The sequence below is a fragment of the Streptomyces sp. NPDC046876 genome, assembly GCF_040645035.1.
Lineage (GTDB): Bacteria > Actinomycetota > Actinomycetes > Streptomycetales > Streptomycetaceae > Streptomyces.
This window is the reverse complement of sequence record NZ_JBEYXK010000001.1, coordinates 23,250-42,277: the sequence shown is the minus strand read 5'-3', so window position 1 is coordinate 42,277 and position 19,028 is coordinate 23,250. Positions and strand designations below refer to the sequence as shown.

The 19,028-nt window shown below is 73.1% G+C and carries 20 protein-coding genes and 1 pseudogene; 10 read left to right on the top strand and 11 right to left on the bottom strand.

Going from position 1 to position 19,028, the window contains the following annotated elements; translation table 11 throughout:
- Positions 1-28 precede the first annotated feature (28 nt).
- Entirely contained in the window at positions 29-706 is a 678-nt protein-coding gene (afsQ1, locus tag ABZ924_RS00205) for a two-component system response regulator AfsQ1 (RefSeq protein WP_185117195.1), read from the bottom strand.
- A 205-nt stretch (positions 707-911) separates the two neighbouring features.
- On the opposite strand from afsQ1, the gene ABZ924_RS00200 reads away from it, so the two are divergent.
- The gene (locus tag ABZ924_RS00200; protein ID WP_361901650.1) at positions 912-1,625 is read left to right on the top strand and encodes a SigE family RNA polymerase sigma factor; all 714 of its coding nucleotides are present in this window, start codon (positions 912-914) and stop codon (positions 1,623-1,625) included.
- 131 nt (positions 1,626-1,756) lie between these two features.
- Here the strand turns inward: ABZ924_RS00200 and ABZ924_RS00195 are convergent, their stop codons facing one another.
- A complete protein-coding gene (locus tag ABZ924_RS00195) occupies positions 1,757-2,467 on the bottom strand; it encodes a uridine kinase (RefSeq protein WP_361902329.1) in 711 nt (236 codons plus the stop codon).
- Positions 2,468-2,550: 83 nt separating this feature from the next.
- Between ABZ924_RS00195 and ABZ924_RS00190 the strand changes: the two genes are divergently transcribed.
- Positions 2,551-2,904: a hypothetical protein gene (locus ABZ924_RS00190; protein ID WP_361901648.1), complete on the top strand. Its 354-nt coding sequence runs from the start codon at positions 2,551-2,553 to the stop codon at positions 2,902-2,904.
- 80 nt (positions 2,905-2,984) lie between these two features.
- On the opposite strand, the gene ABZ924_RS00185 is transcribed toward ABZ924_RS00190, so the two are convergent.
- From ABZ924_RS00185 to deoC, 3 genes are read right to left on the bottom strand one after another with little or no spacing between them, the layout of a single operon-like run.
- The gene (locus tag ABZ924_RS00185) at positions 2,985-3,881 is read right to left on the bottom strand and encodes an aldehyde dehydrogenase family protein (protein WP_361901646.1); all 897 of its coding nucleotides are present in this window, start codon (positions 3,879-3,881) and stop codon (positions 2,985-2,987) included.
- Entirely contained in the window at positions 3,874-5,310 is a 1,437-nt protein-coding gene (locus ABZ924_RS00180) for an aldehyde dehydrogenase family protein (protein WP_361901644.1), read from the bottom strand. Before ABZ924_RS00180 ends, ABZ924_RS00185 begins: the two co-directional genes overlap by 8 nt.
- Positions 5,311-5,315: 5 nt before the next feature.
- Positions 5,316-6,278: a deoxyribose-phosphate aldolase gene (gene deoC, locus ABZ924_RS00175; RefSeq protein ID WP_361902326.1), complete on the bottom strand. Its 963-nt coding sequence runs from the start codon at positions 6,276-6,278 to the stop codon at positions 5,316-5,318.
- A gap of 320 nt (positions 6,279-6,598) precedes the next feature.
- Between deoC and ABZ924_RS00170 the strand changes: the two genes are divergently transcribed.
- Both ABZ924_RS00170 and ABZ924_RS00165 read left to right on the top strand, forming a co-directional pair.
- Entirely contained in the window at positions 6,599-7,393 is a 795-nt protein-coding gene (locus ABZ924_RS00170) for a hypothetical protein (RefSeq protein ID WP_361901642.1), read from the top strand.
- Between the two features lie 115 nt (positions 7,394-7,508).
- On the top strand, positions 7,509-8,171 hold the full coding sequence (locus ABZ924_RS00165) for a PH domain-containing protein (protein WP_361901641.1): 663 nt from the start codon (positions 7,509-7,511) through the stop codon (positions 8,169-8,171).
- Positions 8,172-8,232: 61 nt separating this feature from the next.
- Here the strand turns inward: ABZ924_RS00165 and ABZ924_RS00160 are convergent, their stop codons facing one another.
- Positions 8,233-8,661 (bottom strand): hypothetical protein, encoded by a 429-nt coding sequence (locus ABZ924_RS00160; RefSeq protein ID WP_361901639.1) that lies wholly within the window; start codon positions 8,659-8,661, stop codon positions 8,233-8,235.
- A gap of 201 nt (positions 8,662-8,862) precedes the next feature.
- Positions 8,863-10,008, bottom strand: a complete 1,146-nt coding sequence (locus tag ABZ924_RS00155; protein ID WP_361901637.1) for a calcium-binding protein — start codon at positions 10,006-10,008, stop codon at positions 8,863-8,865.
- Between the two features lie 208 nt (positions 10,009-10,216).
- Here ABZ924_RS00155 and ABZ924_RS00150 point away from each other — a divergent pair, with 208 nt between their 5' ends.
- Together ABZ924_RS00150 and ABZ924_RS00145 are read left to right on the top strand one after the other, a co-directional pair.
- The gene (locus ABZ924_RS00150; protein ID WP_361901635.1) at positions 10,217-10,801 is read left to right on the top strand and encodes a VanZ family protein; all 585 of its coding nucleotides are present in this window, start codon (positions 10,217-10,219) and stop codon (positions 10,799-10,801) included.
- 42 nt (positions 10,802-10,843) lie between these two features.
- A complete protein-coding gene (locus tag ABZ924_RS00145) occupies positions 10,844-11,044 on the top strand; it encodes a PspC domain-containing protein (protein WP_361901633.1) in 201 nt (66 codons plus the stop codon).
- Positions 11,045-11,126: 82 nt separating this feature from the next.
- On the opposite strand, the gene ABZ924_RS00140 is transcribed toward ABZ924_RS00145, so the two are convergent.
- From ABZ924_RS00140 to ABZ924_RS00130, 3 genes are all read right to left on the bottom strand, one after another.
- Positions 11,127-11,900 carry a hypothetical protein gene (locus ABZ924_RS00140; protein WP_361901631.1) on the bottom strand — a complete coding sequence of 258 codons (774 nt, stop codon included), beginning with the start codon at positions 11,898-11,900 and terminating at the stop codon, positions 11,127-11,129.
- 192 nt (positions 11,901-12,092) lie between these two features.
- Positions 12,093-12,365, bottom strand: coding sequence for a hypothetical protein (locus ABZ924_RS00135; protein WP_361901629.1), 273 nt, complete (start codon positions 12,363-12,365; stop codon positions 12,093-12,095).
- Positions 12,366-12,504: 139 nt separating this feature from the next.
- On the bottom strand, positions 12,505-13,653 hold the full coding sequence (locus ABZ924_RS00130) for an adenosine deaminase (protein WP_361901627.1): 1,149 nt from the start codon (positions 13,651-13,653) through the stop codon (positions 12,505-12,507).
- Positions 13,654-13,766: 113 nt separating this feature from the next.
- On the opposite strand from ABZ924_RS00130, the gene ABZ924_RS00125 reads away from it, so the two are divergent.
- The 3 genes from ABZ924_RS00125 to ABZ924_RS00115 all read left to right on the top strand — a co-directional run bounded on the left by ABZ924_RS00125 (position 13,767) and on the right by ABZ924_RS00115 (position 16,396).
- A complete protein-coding gene (locus ABZ924_RS00125) occupies positions 13,767-14,489 on the top strand; it encodes an alpha/beta hydrolase (protein WP_361901626.1) in 723 nt (240 codons plus the stop codon).
- Positions 14,490-14,582: 93 nt separating this feature from the next.
- A complete protein-coding gene (locus ABZ924_RS00120; protein WP_361901624.1) occupies positions 14,583-14,951 on the top strand; it encodes a cupin domain-containing protein in 369 nt (122 codons plus the stop codon).
- Positions 14,952-15,331: 380 nt separating this feature from the next.
- The gene (locus tag ABZ924_RS00115) at positions 15,332-16,396 is read left to right on the top strand and encodes a helix-turn-helix transcriptional regulator (protein ID WP_361901623.1); all 1,065 of its coding nucleotides are present in this window, start codon (positions 15,332-15,334) and stop codon (positions 16,394-16,396) included.
- A gap of 225 nt (positions 16,397-16,621) precedes the next feature.
- Here the strand turns inward: ABZ924_RS00115 and ABZ924_RS00110 are convergent.
- A pseudogene (locus ABZ924_RS00110) lies at positions 16,622-17,578 on the bottom strand (LysR family transcriptional regulator); the annotation flags it as partial.
- A gap of 63 nt (positions 17,579-17,641) precedes the next feature.
- Here ABZ924_RS00110 and ABZ924_RS00105 point away from each other — a divergent pair.
- The gene (locus ABZ924_RS00105; RefSeq protein WP_361901621.1) at positions 17,642-18,979 is read left to right on the top strand and encodes an MFS transporter; all 1,338 of its coding nucleotides are present in this window, start codon (positions 17,642-17,644) and stop codon (positions 18,977-18,979) included.
- Positions 18,980-19,028 lie beyond the last annotated feature (49 nt).

The following is a 19,028-nucleotide window of genomic DNA, read 5'->3' as shown; positions in this document are numbered from 1 at the left end:
CAGCGCCGGCCCGCGAAAAGGGCCTTGATCACTGCGGCGAGTCCAGGCGGTAGCCGACACCCCGTACGGTGCGGATGAGCGTCGGTGAGGAGGGGACCTCCTCGACCTTGGCGCGCAGCCGCTGCACGCAGGCGTCCACGAGCCGGGAGTCGCCGAGGTAGTCGTGCTCCCACACCAGCCGCAGCAGCTGCTGGCGGGAGAGGGCCTGCCCGGGCCGGCGGCTGAGCTCGAGCAGCAGCCGCAGCTCGGTCGGGGTGAGCTGGAGGTCCTCGCCGTTCTTGGTGACGGTCATGGCGGCCCGGTCGATGACGAGGGAGCCGAAGACCGCGGAGTCGCTGGCCTCCCGCTCGCCGCGGCGCAGCACGGCCCGGATGCGGGCGTCGAGCACCCGGCCCTGTACGGGCTTGACGACGTAGTCGTCGGCACCGGACTCCAGGCCGACGACGACATCGATGTCGTCGCTGCGCGCGGTCAGCAGGATGATCGGCAGCTGGTCGGTGCGGCGGATGCGCCGGCACACCTCGAAGCCGTCGATCCCGGGCAGCATCACGTCGAGCACGATCAGGTCCGGCCGCTGCTCGCGCAGCAGTTTCAGGCCGTCCTCGCCCGTCGCCGCGGTGGCCACACGGTGGCCCTGGCGGGTCAGGGAGAGTTCGAGGGCCGTGCGGATGGCGTCGTCGTCCTCGATCAGCAACAGGAAAGGCACGGGCTCATTCTGTCCCATCGGTGGTTGGGAGTTCGACCGTCGGGTGAGGGGATCTCACGGCGGGGCCCGCGCGGGGTGCGGCACGGCGGCTGTGACAGGCCTGTGACAGTCGGCGGACACCCCGGTTATGTCCGGGGGGCAGGCTTCTACCAACGCACCGAACGGATGCGGGAACCGAAGCAGACTCCACGACGGGGGGCGCGAGATGAACACGCTGCACAGCACCAACACCAGCGCGGTTGTCACGCGGCTGCACGATGTGAACCGCCGGGCAGGTGCCCGTTCGGTGACGGTCGCCCGTCCCCGGCAGGCGCACACGGCGGCCATCGACGCGAACACGTACCAGGCCGCTGCCGCGGTCACGGGCCTGCCCGCGACGCCCCGCCTGTCCTCCACCTCGGAGGCGGAGTTCACCGCGTACGTCCAGGAGCGCCGCGCCGCCCTCTACGCGACGGCCTTCCACCTGACCGGCGACCGGTACGAGGCCGAGGACCTGCTGCAGAGCGCGCTGTTCTCGACGTACCGGGCCTGGGACCGCATCAGCGACAAGGCGGCGGTCGGCGGGTACCTGCGGCGCACGATGACGAACCTGCACATCAGCGCGTGGCGCCGCCGCAAGCTGAACGAGTACCCGACGGAGGAGCTGCCGGAGACGGCCTCCGACACGGACGCGATGCGGGGCACGGAGCTGCGCGCGGTGCTGTGGCAGGCGCTGGCCCGCATCCCGGAGCCGCAGCGCACGATGCTGGTGCTGCGCTACTACGAGGGCCGCACGGACCCGGAGATCGCCGAGATCCTGGGCATCAGCGTCGGCACCGTGAAGTCGAGCATCTGGCGCTCCCTGCGCCGCCTGCGCGACGACGAGGTGCTGAGCTTCGGCCGCGACGAGGCGGAGTCCTTCGAGGAGCTCGTCGCGTAACACCACAGACCACTGGCCAGGGGGCCCGTCCTACGGGGGTGGGGCGGGGGCCATTGGGGGGGGATGGAGGCGGGATCGTGCGGCCGGGGGTCCGCACGGTCCCGCTTTCGCATGCGTACGGGGTCCCGGGGTCAGGCCGCCGGGGCGGGGGTGCGGTGGCGGCCGGCTGCGGCCGCGGCCAGGCGGCCCAGGGCCTCGTCGGGGCCGCAGGGGTGGGCGCCGAGGGCGATGTGGCGGGCGACGATGCCGCGTTCGGCCCGCATCAGGCGCCAGCCGCGGCGCAGCAGGAACAGCACCGATTTGCGGCCCTCGCGCAGGTCGCGGGCCAGGCGCCGGCGGAAGGTGGTGGAGGGCCGGCCGCGCAGGCACAGGGCGTCGGCGAGCAGCCCGAGCTCCTGGCAGCGGGCCGCGATCTCGGCGGCGAAGATCCCCTCGGCGATGAACAGCGGGGTGCGCGCGGCGTCCGTGATGTCGAGGACCTCGGTGCCGGTGCGGGAGGAGGTGGCGATGTCGTACACCGGGACCTCGGTGCGGCCGGAGCGGCACAGTGCGGCGACGGCCGCGACGGCGACGTCGGCGTCCCACGACAGCGGGGAGTCCCAGTCGATGTCGGAGCTGCCCTCGACCAGGGGGAGGGTCGGGTCGACGCCCTCCTTGTAGAAGTCGTCCAGGCGGAGCACGGGGAGCCCGGACCGGGCTGCCAGCGAGGACTTGCCGGAACCCGAAGGCCCGGTCAACAGGACGACACGCGTAGGCGAAGAAGAGGAGCTGCTCACGGAACACCAGTGTGGGGCATTACCCCGCGCAGGGGATGCCTCCTGCAGCCGGTTGGTATCCAGGATCACACCTCGACTACGCTGCGTGCGCACGCGAACACGATGACTGGCAGTCCGACGACCGACGGACCGACACAGGCGGGATTCCCATGGCACGTCACGCAGCCCCCGGCGCCTCTTCGCTGCGCTCCGCTGGGCTCACCCTCTCCATGGCCGGTGCGGCCCTCGCGATGGCCGCCGGCGGCGCGCAGGCGGGCGAGCTGTCGGTGCCGGCGGCGCTCTCCGGCGTCGTCGACCCGATCACGAACCTCAAGGTGAACCCGCTCGCGCACACGGGCGTGGACCCGCTGGACAACGGCCTCGCCACCAAGGTCGCCGACTTCCCCTCGGTCGGCACCGGCATGGTCACCGGCATCCTGACCCAGGGCCCGTCGGTCGGCGAACTCCCGGAGGCGGCCTCGTCCTCGCTGCTGGGACCCCTCACCGGCGGAGCCGGCCGGTAGGCGGTGGAAAGGCAACCGGCCCCGGCAGCGCGGGTGGCTGCCGGGGCCGGTTTTTTGCGTACCGGTGACCTGTGACGTGACTAGTACGAGGAGCCCGAGGCGCCGAGGCTGCCCGTCGGGTGCCAGACCGTCTTGGTCTCCAGGAACGCCGTCATGCGCGACGTGCCCGGGTCGGCGCTCCAGTCGTCCACAGGCTGTGGACGCAGGACGCGCTTGAGGTTGTCCGCGGCGGCGATCTCCAGCTCCTTGGCCAGGGCCGCGTCGGCGCCCGCCAGGTCGATCGCGTTGACGTCCTGGTGGGCCGCCAGGTGCGGGCCCATCTCGGAGGCCTTGCCGGACAGGATGTTGACCACGCCGCCCGGCAGGTCGGAGGTGGCCAGCACCTCGCCCAGGGACAGGGCGGGCAGCGGAGCCTTCTCCGAGGCGATGACGACGGCGGTGTTGCCGGTCGCGATCACCGGGGCGATGACCGAGACCAGGCCCAGGAAGGACGACTCCTGCGGGGCGACGACGGTGACGACACCGGTCGGCTCCGGGGTGGAGAGGTTGAAGAACGGGCCCGCGACCGGGTTGGCCCCGCCCACGATCTGGCCGATCTTGTCGGTCCAGCCCGCGTACCAGACCCAGCGGTCGATGGCGGCGTCGACGACCGCGGCGGCCTTGGACTTCGACAGGCCCTCGGCCTCGCCGACCTCGCGGACGAACTGCTCCCGGCGGCCCTCCAGCATCTCGGCGATGCGGTAGAGGATCTGGCCGCGGTTGTACGCGGTGGCGCCCGACCAGCCGCCGAACGCCTTGCGGGCCGCGACGACCGCGTCACGGGCGTCCTTGCGGGAGGACAGCGGGGCGTTGGCCAGCCACTTGCCCTTCGAGTCGCTCACCTCGTACACCCGGCCGCTCTCGGAGCGGGGGAACTTGCCCCCGACGTACAGCTTGTAGGTCTTGAAGACGTTCAGACGCAGAGAGGTCTCAGACATCGAGGTAGGCCTCCAGACCGTGGCGGCCGCCCTCGCGGCCGAAGCCCGACTCCTTGTAGCCGCCGAAGGGCGAGGTCGGGTCGAACTTGTTGAACGTGTTGGCCCAGACGACGCCCGCGCGGAGCTTGTTCGCGACCGCGAGGATGCGGCTGCCCTTCTCCGTCCAGATGCCGGCGGACAGGCCGTACTGGCTGTTGTTGGCCTTGGCGACGGCCTCGTCCGGCGTACGGAAGGTCAGCACGGACAGAACCGGGCCGAAGATCTCGTCGCGGGCGACGGTGTGCGCCTGGGTGACGTTCGTGAAGAGCGTCGGGGCGAACCAGTAGCCGGCGGACGGCAGCTCGCACGCCGGGGACCAGCGCTCGGCGCCCTCGGCCTCGCCGGTCTCGGCGAGCGCGGTGATCCGGGCCAGCTGCTCGGCGGAGTTGATCGCGCCGATGTCGGTGTTCTTGTCGAGCGGGTCGCCCAGGCGCAGCGTGGACAGGCGGCGCTTGAGGGAGTCGAGGAGCTCGTCGTGGATCGACTCCTGGACCAGCAGGCGGGAGCCCGCGCAGCAGACCTGGCCCTGGTTGAAGAAGATGCCGTTGACGATGCCCTCGACGGCCTGGTCGATGGGGGCGTCGTCGAAGACGATGTTGGCGCCCTTGCCGCCCAGCTCGAGGGTGACCTTCTTGTCGGTGCCGGCGACCTGGCGGGCGATGGCCTTGCCGACCGCGGTGGAGCCGGTGAAGGCGACCTTGTTGACGTCGGGGTGGGCGACGAGTTCGGCGCCCGCGTCCCCGTAGCCGGGGATGATGTTGACGACGCCCTTGGGCAGGCCGGCCTGGCGGCAGATGTCCGCGAAGAACAGCGCCGACAGCGGGGTCGTCTCGGCCGGCTTCAGCACGACCGTGTTGCCGGTGGCGAGCGCCGGGGCGATCTTCCACGCGAGCATCAGCAGCGGGAAGTTCCACGGGATGACCTGGCCGGCCACACCGAGCGGGCGCGGGTTCGCGCCGTAGCCGGCGTGGTCGAGCTTGTCCGCCCAGCCCGCGTAGTAGAAGAAGTGCGCGGCGACCAGCGGGAGGTCCGCGTCGCGGGTCTCCTTGATCGGCTTGCCGTTGTCCAGGGTCTCCAGGACGGCCAGCTCGCGGCTGCGCTCCTGGATGATCCGGGCGATGCGGAAGAGGTACTTGGCGCGCTCGGAGCCCGGCAGCGCGGACCACTTCTCGAAGGCCTTGCGGGCGGCCTTCACGGCGCGGTCGACGTCGGCGGCGCCGGCCTGGGCGACCTCGGCCAGCACCTCCTCGCTGGAGGGGCTGACGGTCTTGAAGACCTTGCCGTCGGCGGCGTCGGTGAACTCGCCGTCGATGAAGAGCCCGTAGGAGGGGGCGATGTCGACGACCGAGCGGGACTCGGGAGCCGGTGCGTACTCGAAGAGGGATGCCATGGTGATCAGTCCACCGTCACGTAGTCGGGACCGGAGTAACGGCCGGTGCTCAGCTTCTGGCGCTGCATCAACAGGTCGTTGAGCAGGCTGGAGGCGCCGAAGCGGAACCACTCGTTGGTCAGCCAGTCCTCGCCCACGGTCTCGTTGACCAGGACCAGGAACTTGATCGCGTCCTTGGTGGTCCGGATGCCGCCGGCCGGCTTCACGCCGATCTGGATTCCAGTCTGCGCCTTGAAGTCACGGACGGCTTCGAGCATGAGCAGGGTGTTGGCGGGGGTGGCGTTGACGCCGACCTTGCCGGTGGAGGTCTTGATGAAGTCGGCACCGGCGAGCATGCCGATCCAGGAGGCGCGGCGGATGTTGTCGTACGTCGACAGCTCGCCGGTCTCGAAGATGACCTTGAGGCGGGCGGCGGTGCCGTCCTCGCGGACGCAGGCCTCCTTGACGGCCTTGATCAGCTCGTACGTCTCCAGGTAGCGGCCGGCGAGGAAGGCGCCACGGTCGATGACCATGTCGATCTCGTCGGCGCCGGCGGCGACGGCGTCACGGGTGTCGGCGAGCTTGACGGGCAGCGCGGCGCGGCCGGCCGGGAAGGCGGTCGCGACGGACGCCACCTTCACGTCGGCACCGTTCAGGGCGGCCTTGGCGGTGGCCACCATGTCCGGGTAGACGCAGACCGCGGCGGTCATCGGCGTCGTACGGTCGGTGGGGTCGGGGTTGACGGCCTTGGCGGCGAGCGCACGGACCTTGCCCGGGGTGTCGGCACCCTCAAGCGTGGTCAGGTCGATCATCGAGATGGCCAGGTCGATGGCGTACGCCTTGGCCGTGGTCTTGATCGAACGGGTACCGAGCGCGGCCGCGCGGGCCTCCAGGCCGACGGCGTCCACGCCGGGCAGCCCGTGCAGGAACCGGCGCAGCGCGCTGTCGGACGTCGTCACGTCAGCGAATGCGGTGAGGGTGGTGGGCATGGTCACCACATGAGCATATCTACGCGCGTAGCGGCCTGTCACCCCCCAGGGGTGCACATCTGTGCGGGGTGCGCCACATCCGCGCGGGGAGGATCACGGGGAACGTCGCGGGGGAGCGATCCGGCCGGGGGTCGGAGGGAGGGTGAATGCGCTGGTCAGCGCCGTTACACGGCCATGACGGGAATCCCACGCTCCGGAGTCACGGGATCCGTAGGTTTCTCTTCAGCAGCCCGCCAGATCCTCACCGGATGAAAGCCCGACAGAGACCCCGCGGCATGCGACTCTCCCTCCCATCCTCGACACTGCTTCCAGGAGTCGTTATGCGTATCGCCCTCCGCACCTCGATCGTCACCGCCGCCCTCGCCGGGGCGCTGCTGGCGCCCGCCGCGGCCCCCGCGTTCGCCGCGCCCGCGGCCGCGGCCGCCCCGCAGGCCACTGCCCCGGCGAACGCGACCGCCTCGGACGACGACCGCTACGCGGGCGAGCCGGTCTACATCGGCGAGGGCCTCGTCGCGGTGCTGCGCAACGAAGCGGAGGGCCCCGAGGCCTGGATCCGGTTCGTGGGCTCGCAGTGGAAGCCGGGCGACCCGTACATGGTCCGCGTCCTGACCGTGCTGGAGCGCAGCCACCCCGGCGACACCGTGAACGGGCTCCTGCTGAAGCTGACCAAGGCGGACACCGCCGCCCCGGTGCTCACCGTCACCAAGGACGGGGTGACGGCCTCGTACCCGCTGCCGAAGGGCACGGGCGTCAAGGGCGCGGGCAAGGACGGCGGGAGCTCCGACGCCACCCACGCCCCGGTCGCCCCGAAGGCCCCGGAGGCGCCGAAGGCCCCGCAGACCGCGGCCGTGCAGCCGGTCGCGGCCGCGCTGCCCTCGACGGCCGAGGTGCAGGCGCCGGTGCAGGCTCCCGAGCAGGCACCGCAGCAGGCGCAGGGTGCGCAGATCCTCGCCGCGCCGCAGGGCCCGGTCGCCGCGGACGCCGATCTCGCCGCCGCGGACGCCGACACCGACGACACCACCACCGCGGCCGCGGGCGCCGGGCTCGTCGCGATCGTCGGCGGGCTCTGGGCGGCCCGCGCGGCCCGCACCCGCCGCGGCCGCAACGGCGCCTGAGCCTTCCCCGGTACCCCGCTTCCCGGCGGGCCACCCCTGTGGTGGCCCGCCGGGCGCGTTTTCCGGGAGTACGCCGATCTCGTGGGCCGAGACACCGTGAGGCACAATCGGCCCCATGAGCAGCCAGCAGCCCACCGAGCCTGATGAGCCCGTCTACGACGACCGGGTCTACCGCTCCCCCATGGCCGTCGTCACGGGCATCGCGCTGCTCGCGCTCATTGCGTGGCTGTGCGGGGACGCCCTGGTGCGCGGGACGGGCAGCGTCCGCTGGCTGGGTGCGGCGATCGCCCTGTTCGCCGTGCCTCTGACGGTGGCGTTCACGATCCGCCCGGCGGTCTTCGCCAACGACAACCGGATGCGCGTGCGCAATCCGTTCCGGGTCATCGAGCTGCCGTGGGCGGCCGTGGACGCGGTGCGCGCGGGGTACTCGGCGGAGGTGCTGGCCGAGGGGGCGAAGTACCAGCTGTGGGCGGTCCCCGTCTCGCTGCGCGAGCGCAAGAAGGTGCAGCGCCAGGGCCAGGGGTACAGCCGCCGCGGCGGGCTGACCGGCAAGGGCATGGCCGTGCCGAAGGCGAACGGTTCGCCGGACGGCGGTGCGCCCGCCGACCCGCCGCGGGCGCACGCCGACCAGGTGGTGGACGAGCTGCGCGAGCTCGCCGAGCGCGGGGCCGGCCGGGTCGGCGCGCAGGGCAGCGTGCGGGTGCACTGGTCGTACGAGATCATCGCGCCCGCGGTGGCGGGCGCGGTGCTGCTGATCGTGCTGCTGGCCCTGCGCTGAGCGCCTGCGGGGCCGGCGCCGGCTTCGGCTTCGGTACCGGTTTCCGGCGCCGGCCTCGTGATCAGGTTCTGGCCGTGTCCCAGTCGGAGCACAGGGCCCAGATGATGAACACGGCGATGGCGATCGCGACCAGTCCCCACAGCGGCTGGTAGGGCAGCCAGAAGAAGTGGACGATCACGGCCAGCGAAGCCAGGACGACACCTGCGTACCGGGCCCAGACGGCGCCCTTGAGCAGGCCGATGCCGGTGGCCAGGACCAGGATGCCGAGGATCAGGTGGATCCAGCCCCAGCCGCTCAGGTTGAACTTGAAGATGTAGTCGCCTATGCGCTGGTAGAACACGTCGTCCTTGGAGAGGGCGACGATGCCTTCCAGGATGGTGAAGGCGCCCATGACGGTCATCAGGACGCCCGCGAACGTGATGCCGCCGGTCGCCCAGTCGCGGCGGGTGCCGGACCGGCCGGTGGGGGCGGGGGTGGGGGTGGTCGTCATCGCGCCACCTCGTCTCTCGCTGAGCCGGATCTTGGTGAGATCCCGGGTGGATGGGGCCATTCGAGCGTGCGGGGGCCCGCCCGGCACGGCGAGCGGCGGTGGGCCGAACGGGTGACGCCGGCGGACCACGGCCGGGTCCGGGGTGCGCGGGGCGCCGTCCTGCGCTACGGCCTGTCCGACCCTGCTCCGCCGGGCGGGCCTTTAGATCTCGCAGTTGAGCTGCACGTTCGTACCGCCTTCGCCGTCGCAGTCGTCGGTGCCGGCGCTGCCGTTGAGGGTGTCGTTGCCGGGGCCGCCGCGCAGGAAGTCGTCGCCGGGGCCGCCGGTCAGGAAGTCGATGCCGCCGGCGGTGCCGATGGAGTCGTTGGTCGTCTGGGAGTCGGCGTTGTCGCCGATGACGCGGTCGTTGCCGCCGCGGCCGTCGATGACGTCGTTGCCCGCGGTCGCCCCGGCGGGATCGCCGAGGCCGCTGTCGCCGGCGAGGACCACCTCGTCGGCGGCGCCGCCGAAGATGCGGTCGTTGCCGGAGCCGACGGCGGTGCCGTAGTAGGTCTGGTGGTCGCCCCAGGCGCCGAAGCCGCCGTCCACGCCGAGGTCGATGATGTCGTCGCCGCCGGCGCCGCTGACGTTGCCGAGGATCGAGGTGCTGTCGCCGGTCACGACGCCGTTGTCGCCCGGGCCCTCCAGCAGGACGTCGTCCCCGGCGCCGTCGGCGTCGTAGAAGCCGGACGAGTCGCCGACGAGGTTGTCGCTGCCGTTGCCGCCCTCCAGGCGGTCGTCCGCCCCGCCGGTGACGTGGTCGCCGACGCTGTCGCCCGTCAGGCCGTCCTCGCCGTCCCCGCCGAAGAGCAGGTCCCTGGAGGCGCCGGTGGCCGTGCCCTGGACGGCGTAGTGGTCGCCGACCAGGAAGTCGCCGTCGGCGCCGCCCACGATCCGGTCCCGGCCGGTGGGGCCGGTGGCGTTGCCGGTCCAGGCGATGTCGTCGCCCACCAGGAGGTCGTTGCCGGCCCCGCCGTCGAGCTGGTCGTCGCCCGCGCCGCCCGCGACCTGGTCGTCGCCGGGGCCGCCGATGAGGACGTCGTTGTCGCCGAGGCCGCAGATCTTGTCGTTGCCGCCCCCGCCGTCGATGACGTCGCGGCCGGCGGTGCCGATGATCACGTCGTCGCCGGGCGTGCCGACGGTGCCCGTGGCGGTCGCGTTGAAGCAGGTCGGCGCATCGTCGGCGGCGTGGGCCGGCGCCACGCCGAGCCCCGTCAGGGCGGCGGCCAGGGCGTGGGCGCCCATGACGGAGACGAACGTGCGCAGGGGCCGGGCCCGCCCCCATGCGGTTCTGCGGTGTACGGGCATGCCTGCCGTCCTTCCGTGGCGGGTCGTATGCACCGGTGTGCATCGGGCGTACGTCGGGGTACGTCGCGCTCACTGTGCGTGGTGACGGCCGGGGGCCCGGGCGAACGCGTCCGCCGCGCCGGCCATTTCATCCGATCGGATTCTCATCGGACTCCACCGGCCGCAACGGACCGGAACCGAAGCCGCCGACAGGGGCGTCCTCGCAGGTGTGCAGCGTCATGAGGTCGGCCACCGCGCCGCCACCGCCATACACCTGCGGCTCCGGCTCCTCGGCGGGGGCCTGCTGGTCGCCCATCTGCTCCTCGTCGCCTGGCTCACCCTGCGTCCCCTGGACGTCCCGTGGGCGGCGGCGGCCAATCTGACCCCGCTGGAGGGGATCAGGGCCGATCTCGCGCTCGGGCCGCTGGAGGCCGCCCGCCGGATCGGGGAGGGGCTGGCGCTGCTCGCTCCGCTCGGTGTCCTGCTGCCGCTGGCCAGCGGGAGTCTGGCGCCCTCGCCGCTGGCGGCGTGGTCCTCGCTGGCCCGCACCGCCGGCGCCGCCGTGCTGGTCTCGCTCAGCATCGAGATGCTGCAGAGCGCCGTACCGGGCCGGGTCGTCGACGTGGACGCGGTGCTGCTGAACACCCTCGGCGTGGTGCTGGCGCACGTGGCCGTCGTACCGGCGCTGCGCGCGCGGCTGCGGCGCTCGCGCAAGGGTCTGACGGAGGTCCCTCAGGGGTCCACCCCGAGAATTCCCAGGGTCGGGCTCGGCCCGTGGACCGACGTTCTGTCTGCGGTGCCGCGGGAGTATTGAGGCATCGCGGGAAACTCCCGCGAACACCTCGGAGGAGATCCCATGAGCGCCCTTGTTCGACCCCGTGACGGCCGCTGGATCGGCGGCGTCTGCGCCGGACTGGCGCGACGCTTCGGAATTTCCGCGAACACGATGCGGGCGATATTCGTCGTCTCGTGCCTGCTGCCCGGCCCGCAGTTCCTGATCTACCTGGCGCTGTGGGTGCTGCTGCCCAACGAGAAGTCCCCGTCCACCGCCTGGTGACCGGCCGGGCGGTGGTGGCCTGCCCGGCGGCCGGCGGCCGGCCGCGCGGCGGTCAGCGCGCGCGGCGGTCAGCGCGCGACGGTCAGCCTGCGCTGCGGACCTTCTCCAGCTGCTTGTCCGCCACTTCCTGCGGGACCAGTGCCTTCTGCCGGCCCGCGGCCACGTTGAGGGCCATCAGCCGGACGACGGTGTCGCCCTGGCGTACGACGACCACGTGGACCTGGGCGGAGACGCCCTGGGCGGCCGCGGTGGTGGTCCAGCTGACGGTGTCGTCGCCGGCCGTCCTGTACGCGGCGGGGCGGACGTCGCGGTAGCTGCCGCTCTGCTTCTCGACGGTGGCGGTGAAGCCCGTGCCGCAGGCGGCGACCGCGTCCTTGAGGCGGGTGACGAGGGCCTTGGCGTCCCGCTCGGCGTAGGAGCTGACGGAGGCGGAGACGGCGAGCCCGACCTGCTTCTGGGAGCCGATCCCGCGGTTGACGGTCTCCCGCGCGGCCGGGTCCGGCTTGTCGCCCATGATGTCGGCGAGCGGCTGGCAGGCCTTGCGGTCGGCTTGGGGCTGCCCGTCGGGGGCACTGGGGTTCTTGCCCTGGGCGGAGACCTGGTAGCCGGGCAGGTCCCCCTGTTCCAGGGCGGAGCGCTCCAGCCGGCTGCCGCCGGCCTTCCGCGCGGCGGGGCCGGAGGGGGAGGCGGCGCCCGGGGAGCCCGCGGCGGAGGCCGCCGGGGCCGAGTCCTTGGGGTCCGGCGCCTTGGCGCCCGCGGGGGCGTCGCCGCTGCTGCACCCCGCGGCGCCCAGCAGGAGGGCGGGCAGCAGGGCGGCCGTGGCGGCCTTGGCCGTGAACCGTGTCTTCAGGCGCATGAACCGGTGACCTCTCACCTCTCCGCCGGCTGCAGCCGGGCGGTCTCCCGCCCTTCCCTGACGGGCAGTTGGCGGGGATCCTGGCACAACGGCACCGCGCGGCGCACCCCGGTCGAAACGGTGTGCGCCGCGCGTGCACGCGTACGAATCCGGCGCCGACCCGGCATGGATCGGCGCGCGGACCGGCGGGGGTCAGCCGCCGAGGGCGCCGCCGATCGGCAGGCCGCCGAGGGTCGGGCCGACCGCGTCCGTCAGCTGGCCGAGCGGGGCCGCCGGGTCGCTGGACTGGCCGTCGGTGCTCATCTGCTGCTGGCTGGTGAGGCCCTGGAGCGCGCCGGTGGCGGAGCCCAGCGCGTCGGTCAGGCCGACGGCGGGAACGGCGGCGGAGGCGGTACCGGCAGCGGCGGCGGCGAAGGCGGCACCCACGGCGGCGGCACCGAGGATCTTGGCGGCTGACTTCTTCATGAAGGATCGTCCTTGCGACGGGGAACGGAGCGGCTCCGCAAACTAGTCACTTCAAACGGCCGCCCGCAAACATCCTTAAATACGAGAAAGCGCCCGGGAATTGCTCTTCCCGGGCGCTCTCATTCCGTCAGGTCGTGGCCTAGGCGGAAACAGAACCGCTGGTGGAGGCGGTCTGCCGGAACAGCCATTCCGACTTCAGCTCGGCATAGCCGGGCTTGATGACGTCGTTGATCATGGCCAGTCGTTCATCGAAAGGAATGAACGCGGACTTCATGGCATTGACGGTGAACCACTGCATGTCGTCGAGCGTGTAGCCGAAGGTCTCGACCAGGTGCTCGAACTCACGGCTCATGCTCGTGCCGCTCATCAGCCGGTTGTCGGTGTTGACCGTGAGGCGGAAGTGCAGCTTGCGCAGCAGCCCGATGGGGTGCTCGGCGTACGAGGCGGCCGCCGCGGTCTGCAGGTTCGAGGTGGGGCACATCTCCAGCGGGATGCGCTTGTCGCGGACGTACGAGGCCAGCCGGCCCAGCTTCACCGAGCCGTCGGGGGCGACCTCGATGTCGTCGATGATCTTCACGCCGTGGCCCAGGCGGTCGGCGCCGCACCACTGCAGGGCCTGCCAGATCGACGGCAGGCCGAAGGCCTCGCCCGCGTGGATGGTGAAGTGGTTGTTCTCGCGCTTGAGGTACTCGAACGCGTCCAGGTGGCGGGTGGGAGGGAACCCGGCCTCGGCACCGGCGATGTCGAAGCCGGCCACGCCGTTGTCGCGGTAGCGGTTGGCCAGCTCCGCGATCTCCAGCGCGCGGGCCGCGTGGCGCATCGCGGTGAGCAGGGCGCCGACGCGGATGCGGTGGCCGTTGGCCCGGGCCCGGCGCTCGCCCTCGCGGAAGCCCTCGTTCACGGCCTCGACGACCTCTTCGAGGGTCAGGCCGGCTTCCAGGTGCTGCTCGGGGGCGTAGCGGACCTCGGCGTAGACGACGCCGTCCTCGGCGAGGTCCTCGGCGCACTCGGCGGCGACGCGGAACAGCGCCTCCTTGGTCTGCATGACGGCGCAGGTGTGCGCGAACGTCTCCAGGTAGCGGGGCAGGGAGCCGGAGTCGGCGGCCTCGCGGAACCAGATGCCGAGCTTGTCGGCGTCCGTTTCCGGCAGGTTCTCGTAGCCGACCTCGCGGGCCAGCTCGATGATGGTCCCGGGACGCAGGCCGCCGTCGAGGTGGTCGTGCAGCAGCACCTTCGGGGAGCGGCGGATCTGATCCGGGGTGGGCAGGTTGGGGGTCTCGCTCGTCATCTCCGCACTCTAACTCCTACGCGCGTAGAGCATCGGGCGGCGCCGGGCGTCGATATCCAACAGAGACCGTACGGACGGGTCGCGTACACCTGGCAGTCTGAGACTGTTCCGCCATGTCACATGATGCGCCTCCGGCGCGCGGGGCCCGCCTGGGGCGGGCGGCCGGCGCGAACGGCACGTACTCGACGGTCAGCGGTGTGGTGCTCCTGCTCCCCGGGGCCTCCCGGTGGTCCCCCGGCCCGGTGCGCCCGCTCGCGCGGGCCCTGGCCCGGGCGGGCGGGGCGGACGGGCTGGTCGCCCACACCGTCGTCCACGGCGGGCAGGCCACCCGCGAGGAGGACGCCCGCTGGGCGGCGGACGAGGCGGTGCGCCGCTACGGGGACGTACCGGTGTGCCTCGCCGGCTACGACGCGGGCGGGCGGGCCGCGCTGCTCGCGGCGGGGCACGACGCCGTCAACTGCGTGCTGGCACTGGCCCCTTCCCTGGACGAGGCGCCGGGCGCGGCCGAGCCCGAGCCGGTGAAGCAGCTCTCCGGCCGACAGGTGCTCATCGTGCACGGGACGAACGACGCGCGCTGCGACCCGGAGGCCTCCTTCCGGCTCGCGGCGCGGGCGAAGAAGGCCAACCGGACGACCTGCCGCTTCGAAGTCCACTCCGACGGCCACCGGTTACGCGACCACCAGTCCGAAGTCGTCGCGCTGGCGGTGGACTTCGTACTCGGCGCGATGTTCTGCGCGCGCTGGTCGCGGCCGGTGACGGACGCGCTGGCGGCGCCGCCCCCGCTCGGCCTGCGGATGCCCCTCGCCTCCGGCTTCGGGCGCTCGCTGCGCGGCTGAGCGGCACGGCCTTGCGCGCGGCTGAACCGCACCGCCGCGCGTAAGGTGAGAAGTGGACTCGGGGGTGGCTTTCTCCTGGAGAGGCGATCCTTCATGACCATCGTGCGCAGGAGCTTCGACGAGGCCGACGAGACGCGCCCCTTCGCGGACGGCAAGGGCCGGCTGGACCTGATCCAGGCGGAGGGCGGGCCGGTGGGCCGTGCCGTGTTCGAGCCGGGCTGGCGCTGGTCGGAGCACATCAAGCCGCTCGCCGGCACCGACAGCTGCCAGTCCGCTCACACGAGCTACGTGGTGAGCGGCCGCATGCACGTCGTCATGGACGACGGGCAGGAGGAGGACTACGGCCCCGGCGACTTCATGCAGATCTCCCCGGGACACGACGCCTGGGTCGTCGGCGACGAGCAGTGCGTGGCCGTCGACTGGACGGGCTTCGGCGACTACGCGAAGGCGGCCGGCGGCTGACGGCCGCTGCCGCCCCGCTCCCGCCCGTCGGCGGCTGGCTCCGCGGCCGGGCTCCGTGGCGCGGCGGTGGGCGCGCCGGTCCGGTCGTGCCTGCCGTTCCGCCCCCTCACGGTCGGATGGCACCGGTGGATCCGGCGCGGCCACCGCCGTGCGGGGCCCGCGCACCGGGCGGCCGCCGTCATGGCGGGACGCGGCTGAGCAGAACGGTCCTGGTCCCGGACCGTCCGTGCGGGTCGGCTCCCCCGTACCGCGCTTCCCCCTCCCGGTGCGTCCACTCTGCCGGGCGGTCCGCGCTGGTTACCGCCCGTCAGGGCGTCGTCTTGCCGCCTTGCGGGAACACGAGGGGTTTACGAACCTCCCCAATCCGGGACGAATACGGTATGCCCGCCGACGCAGCCGTCCCCCCGTCCGGAGGCGACCTGAGCCCCGCCGCCCGGCGGCTGTACGCGTATGCCGTCGAGCGGCACTCCTTCGCCCCGGAGGAGGCCACCGAGGCCCTCGGCGTGCGGGCGGCCGCGGCGATCACCGAGCTCGCGGCAGCGCACCTGCTCCAGCGCACCCCAGGCGGCGGCCCCGACCGGTGGAGCGCCGTCGCGCCGCGGACCGCGGCGGCCCGGGCGCTGGCCCCGCTCGCCCTGCTGGTGCGCGAGACCCACGACGAGATGGACCGGCTGCGCGGGCGGCTGGAGGCGCTGGTGCCGGCGTACGAGGCCGGGGCGGTCCAGCGCGACCGCAGCGGGTCGGGGCGCCAGCAGCTGGAGACGGTCACCGACCTGGGGGCGGTGCGGGCGCTGATCGCGGAGCTGGTCGCGGGCTGCGAGAAGGAGCTGCTGACCTCGCAGCCGGGCGGTGCGCGGCCGCTGGAGACGCTCCAGGAGGCCATCGGGCGCGACGAGTCGCTGCTGGCGCGCGGCGTCCGGATGCGGACGATCTACCAGCACACGGCGCGCTACTCGCGGCCCACGGCGGCGTACGTGGAGCGGGTGACGGCGCTCGGCGCGCAGGTGCGCACGGTCGGGGACGGGCTGATGCGGATGCTGGTCTTCGACGGGCACACGGGGCTGATGGCGGTCCCGGACCGCGCCGGGGCGGCACTGGTGGTGCGCGAGCCGAGCGTGGTCCACTTCATGACCTCGGCCTTCGAGCGGGCCTGGCCGGACGCGGAGCCGTTCCCCACGACGGTGACCCCGGAGGCGGCCAAGTCCCTGTCGGACGAGCTGCGCCAGACCATCGTGCGACTGCTGTCGGAGGGCCTGGAGGACAAGGTGATCGCGCGCCGCCTGGGCATGTCGGAGCGGACCTGCCAGCGCCACATCGCGGAAATCATGCGAGCGGTCGGCGCCAAGTCCCGTTTCCAGGCGGGCTACTTGCTGTCCGCGGCAACGGCGCCCCGGCGCCGGGACGATGCCCCGAGCCCGACGGGCGGCGCCGATACCGCCGCTTGAGGCTGGTCGGACCCCGGTCTCAGCCGGCAGACCCGAACCCGCCCGACGGCCGACGGACGGAGTCCGGCACAGCGACACGAAGCCGGGGAGGCGCCCCGGCGCCGAGCCGCGCGAGCGGCGCATGAAGAAGGGGTCCCGTTTCCAGGCGGGCTACTTGCTGTCCGCGGTCCCGGGGTCGAGGAGTGGCGGCGGCGGGGGCGGGGGCTGAACCGGGCCGCCGAAGGCCTCCGGGATGAGTTTGCCGCGCCTCGACAGCAGGAAGCGCTTGAACTGGGCGACCGGCGGCGTGTCGGGGTGGCCGTCGAGCCAGGCGACGCCGATCTCGCGGACGGCGCGCGGGGCGGTCACGGTCAGCTCGACCACGCCGGGGCGGGCCACCGCCGGGGGCGGCAGCAGGGCCACGCCGAGGCCGGCGGCGACCAGGCCGCGCAGGGTCTCGGCCTCCTCGCCCTCGAAGGCGACGCGGGGCGCGAACCCGGCCTCGGCGCACAGGTCGTCGGTGATGCGGCGCAGCCCGTAGCCGGGCTCGAGGGTGACGAAGGTTTCCTCGGCGGCCTCGGCGAGGCGGATGCGCTTGCGGGTCGCGAGGCGGTGGTCGTCGGGGACGACCAGGCGCAGCCGCTGCTCGTCGAGGCGGCGGGCGACAAGGTCGGGGGCGTCGGGCAGCGGCGAGGTCAGGCAGAGGTCGAGCTCCCCGGCCCGCAGCCGCTCCAGCATGGCCTCGCCGTAGTTCTGGACCAGGGAGAAGCGCACGCGCGGGTGGTCGGCGCGGAAGGCGCGGATCAGGCCGGGTACGGTCTCGGGGCCGAGGGTGTGCAGGAAGCCGAACGCCACCTTGCCGTAGGCCGGGTCGGCGTCCTGCTGGACGGATTCCGCGGCGCGGGCGATCTCGGCGAGGGCCTTCTCGGCCGAGGCGAGGAAGGTCCGCCCGGCGGTGGTGAGCGCGACGGTGCGGCCCTTGCGGGCGAACAGCACGACGCCCAGGTCCTGTTCGAGGCGGACCATGGCCCGGGACAGGGTGGACTGCGGGACGCCCAGCTCGTGGGCGGCGCGGGTGACGTGCTCGTGGCGGGCGACCGCGGCGAAGTAGGCGAGGCGCGGGGCGAGCAAACCTGTCACGGGGATGTTCTCTTCGTAACGGTTCGTTGACATGCACCCTCCTGAGCAGTGCTGATGCGCCAGTGGATCGATTATCGCGATTCTGTGCATTGGACGCATGAAACGCGGCGGGTCTACGGTCGTGGCATGCCTCCCGTTCATACCGGGGCACCCGTCATCCCGGGTGCCTCCACCCCGTCGTCCCCGGACACCACCGCTGCCACCGGCGCCACCGCAGTCGGCGACGCCCCCGAGGCCCTCGCGCCCGAGGCCCTCGCTCCCGGCCGCCCCGGCTACCGCCGGATGAGCCTCGCGCTCTTCGCCGCCGGACTCGCGACGTTCGCGCTCCTCTACTCCACCCAGGCCCTGCTGCCCGCGATCTCCGACGGCTTCGGGGTGACGGCCGGTCAGGCCAGCTGGACCGTCTCCGCGGCCACCGGGGCCCTCGCCCTGTTCGTGCTGCCGCTCAGCGCGCTCTCCGAGCGCTTCGGGCGGACCCGCACGATGACGGTCTCCCTCGCCGTCGCCGTCGGCATCGGGCTCCTCGTCCCGTTCGCGCCCAGCCTGGAGTGGCTCGTCGCACTGCGCGCCGTGCAGGGCGCGGCCATCGCCGGCATCCCGGCCTCCGCGATGGCCTACCTGGCGGAGGAGGTCCGGCCGAAGGCGCTGGTCGGGGCGATCGGCCTGTTCGTGGCGGGCAACTCCATCGGCGGCATGAGCGGCCGCCTCGCCACCGGCTGGGCGGCGCAGGCCTGGGGCTGGCGGGCGGGTCTGCTGACCGTCGGCCTGATGGCACTGGCCTGCGCGGTCGCCTTCCGGGTGCTGCTGCCGCGGGCCCGGTTCTTCCGCCCGGCCTCGCTGGACCCGCGGGCCGTCGGCGCCTCGGTCGCCCGCCACCTGCGCGATCCGCTGCTGCTCCGGCTGTACGCGATCGGCGCCCTGTTCATGACCGTCTTCGGCGCCGTGTACACCGTCATCGGCTACCGGCTGGTCGAGGAGCCGTTCTCCCTCGGGCAGGGCGTGATCGGCTCGATCTTCCTGATCTACCTGGTCGGTACGGCCTCCTCCGCGGCCGCGGGGCAGCTGGTGGCCCGCATGGGCCGCCGCGGGGCGCTGTACCTGGCGGTGGCGACGACCGCGCTGGGCCTGCTGCTGTCGCTGTCGGAGTCCCTCGGCGCGATCGTCGCCGGGCTGGTGCTGATCACGGCCGGGTTCTTCGCAGGCCATGCGGTGGCCTCGGCCGCGGTCAGCCGGACCGCGGTGTCGGGCCGCGCGCAGGCCTCCGCGCTGTACCAGTCGGCGTACTACCTCGGCTCCAGCGCGGGCGGCACGCTCGGGGCGCTCGCCTTCCACGCGGCGGGCTGGGAGGCCACGGCGGGCCTGGCTCTGCTGGCGGTGCTCGGCGTCGTGTCGATCACCCTGTACGGCTCGCACGCGGCCCGCGCCGAGCGGCGGATCCCGGCGCGGGCGGCGGCGGCCCGCTGATCCGGGCCGCGGAACGGGTCCCGGGGCCAACTGCCCCGGGGCCCTTCGC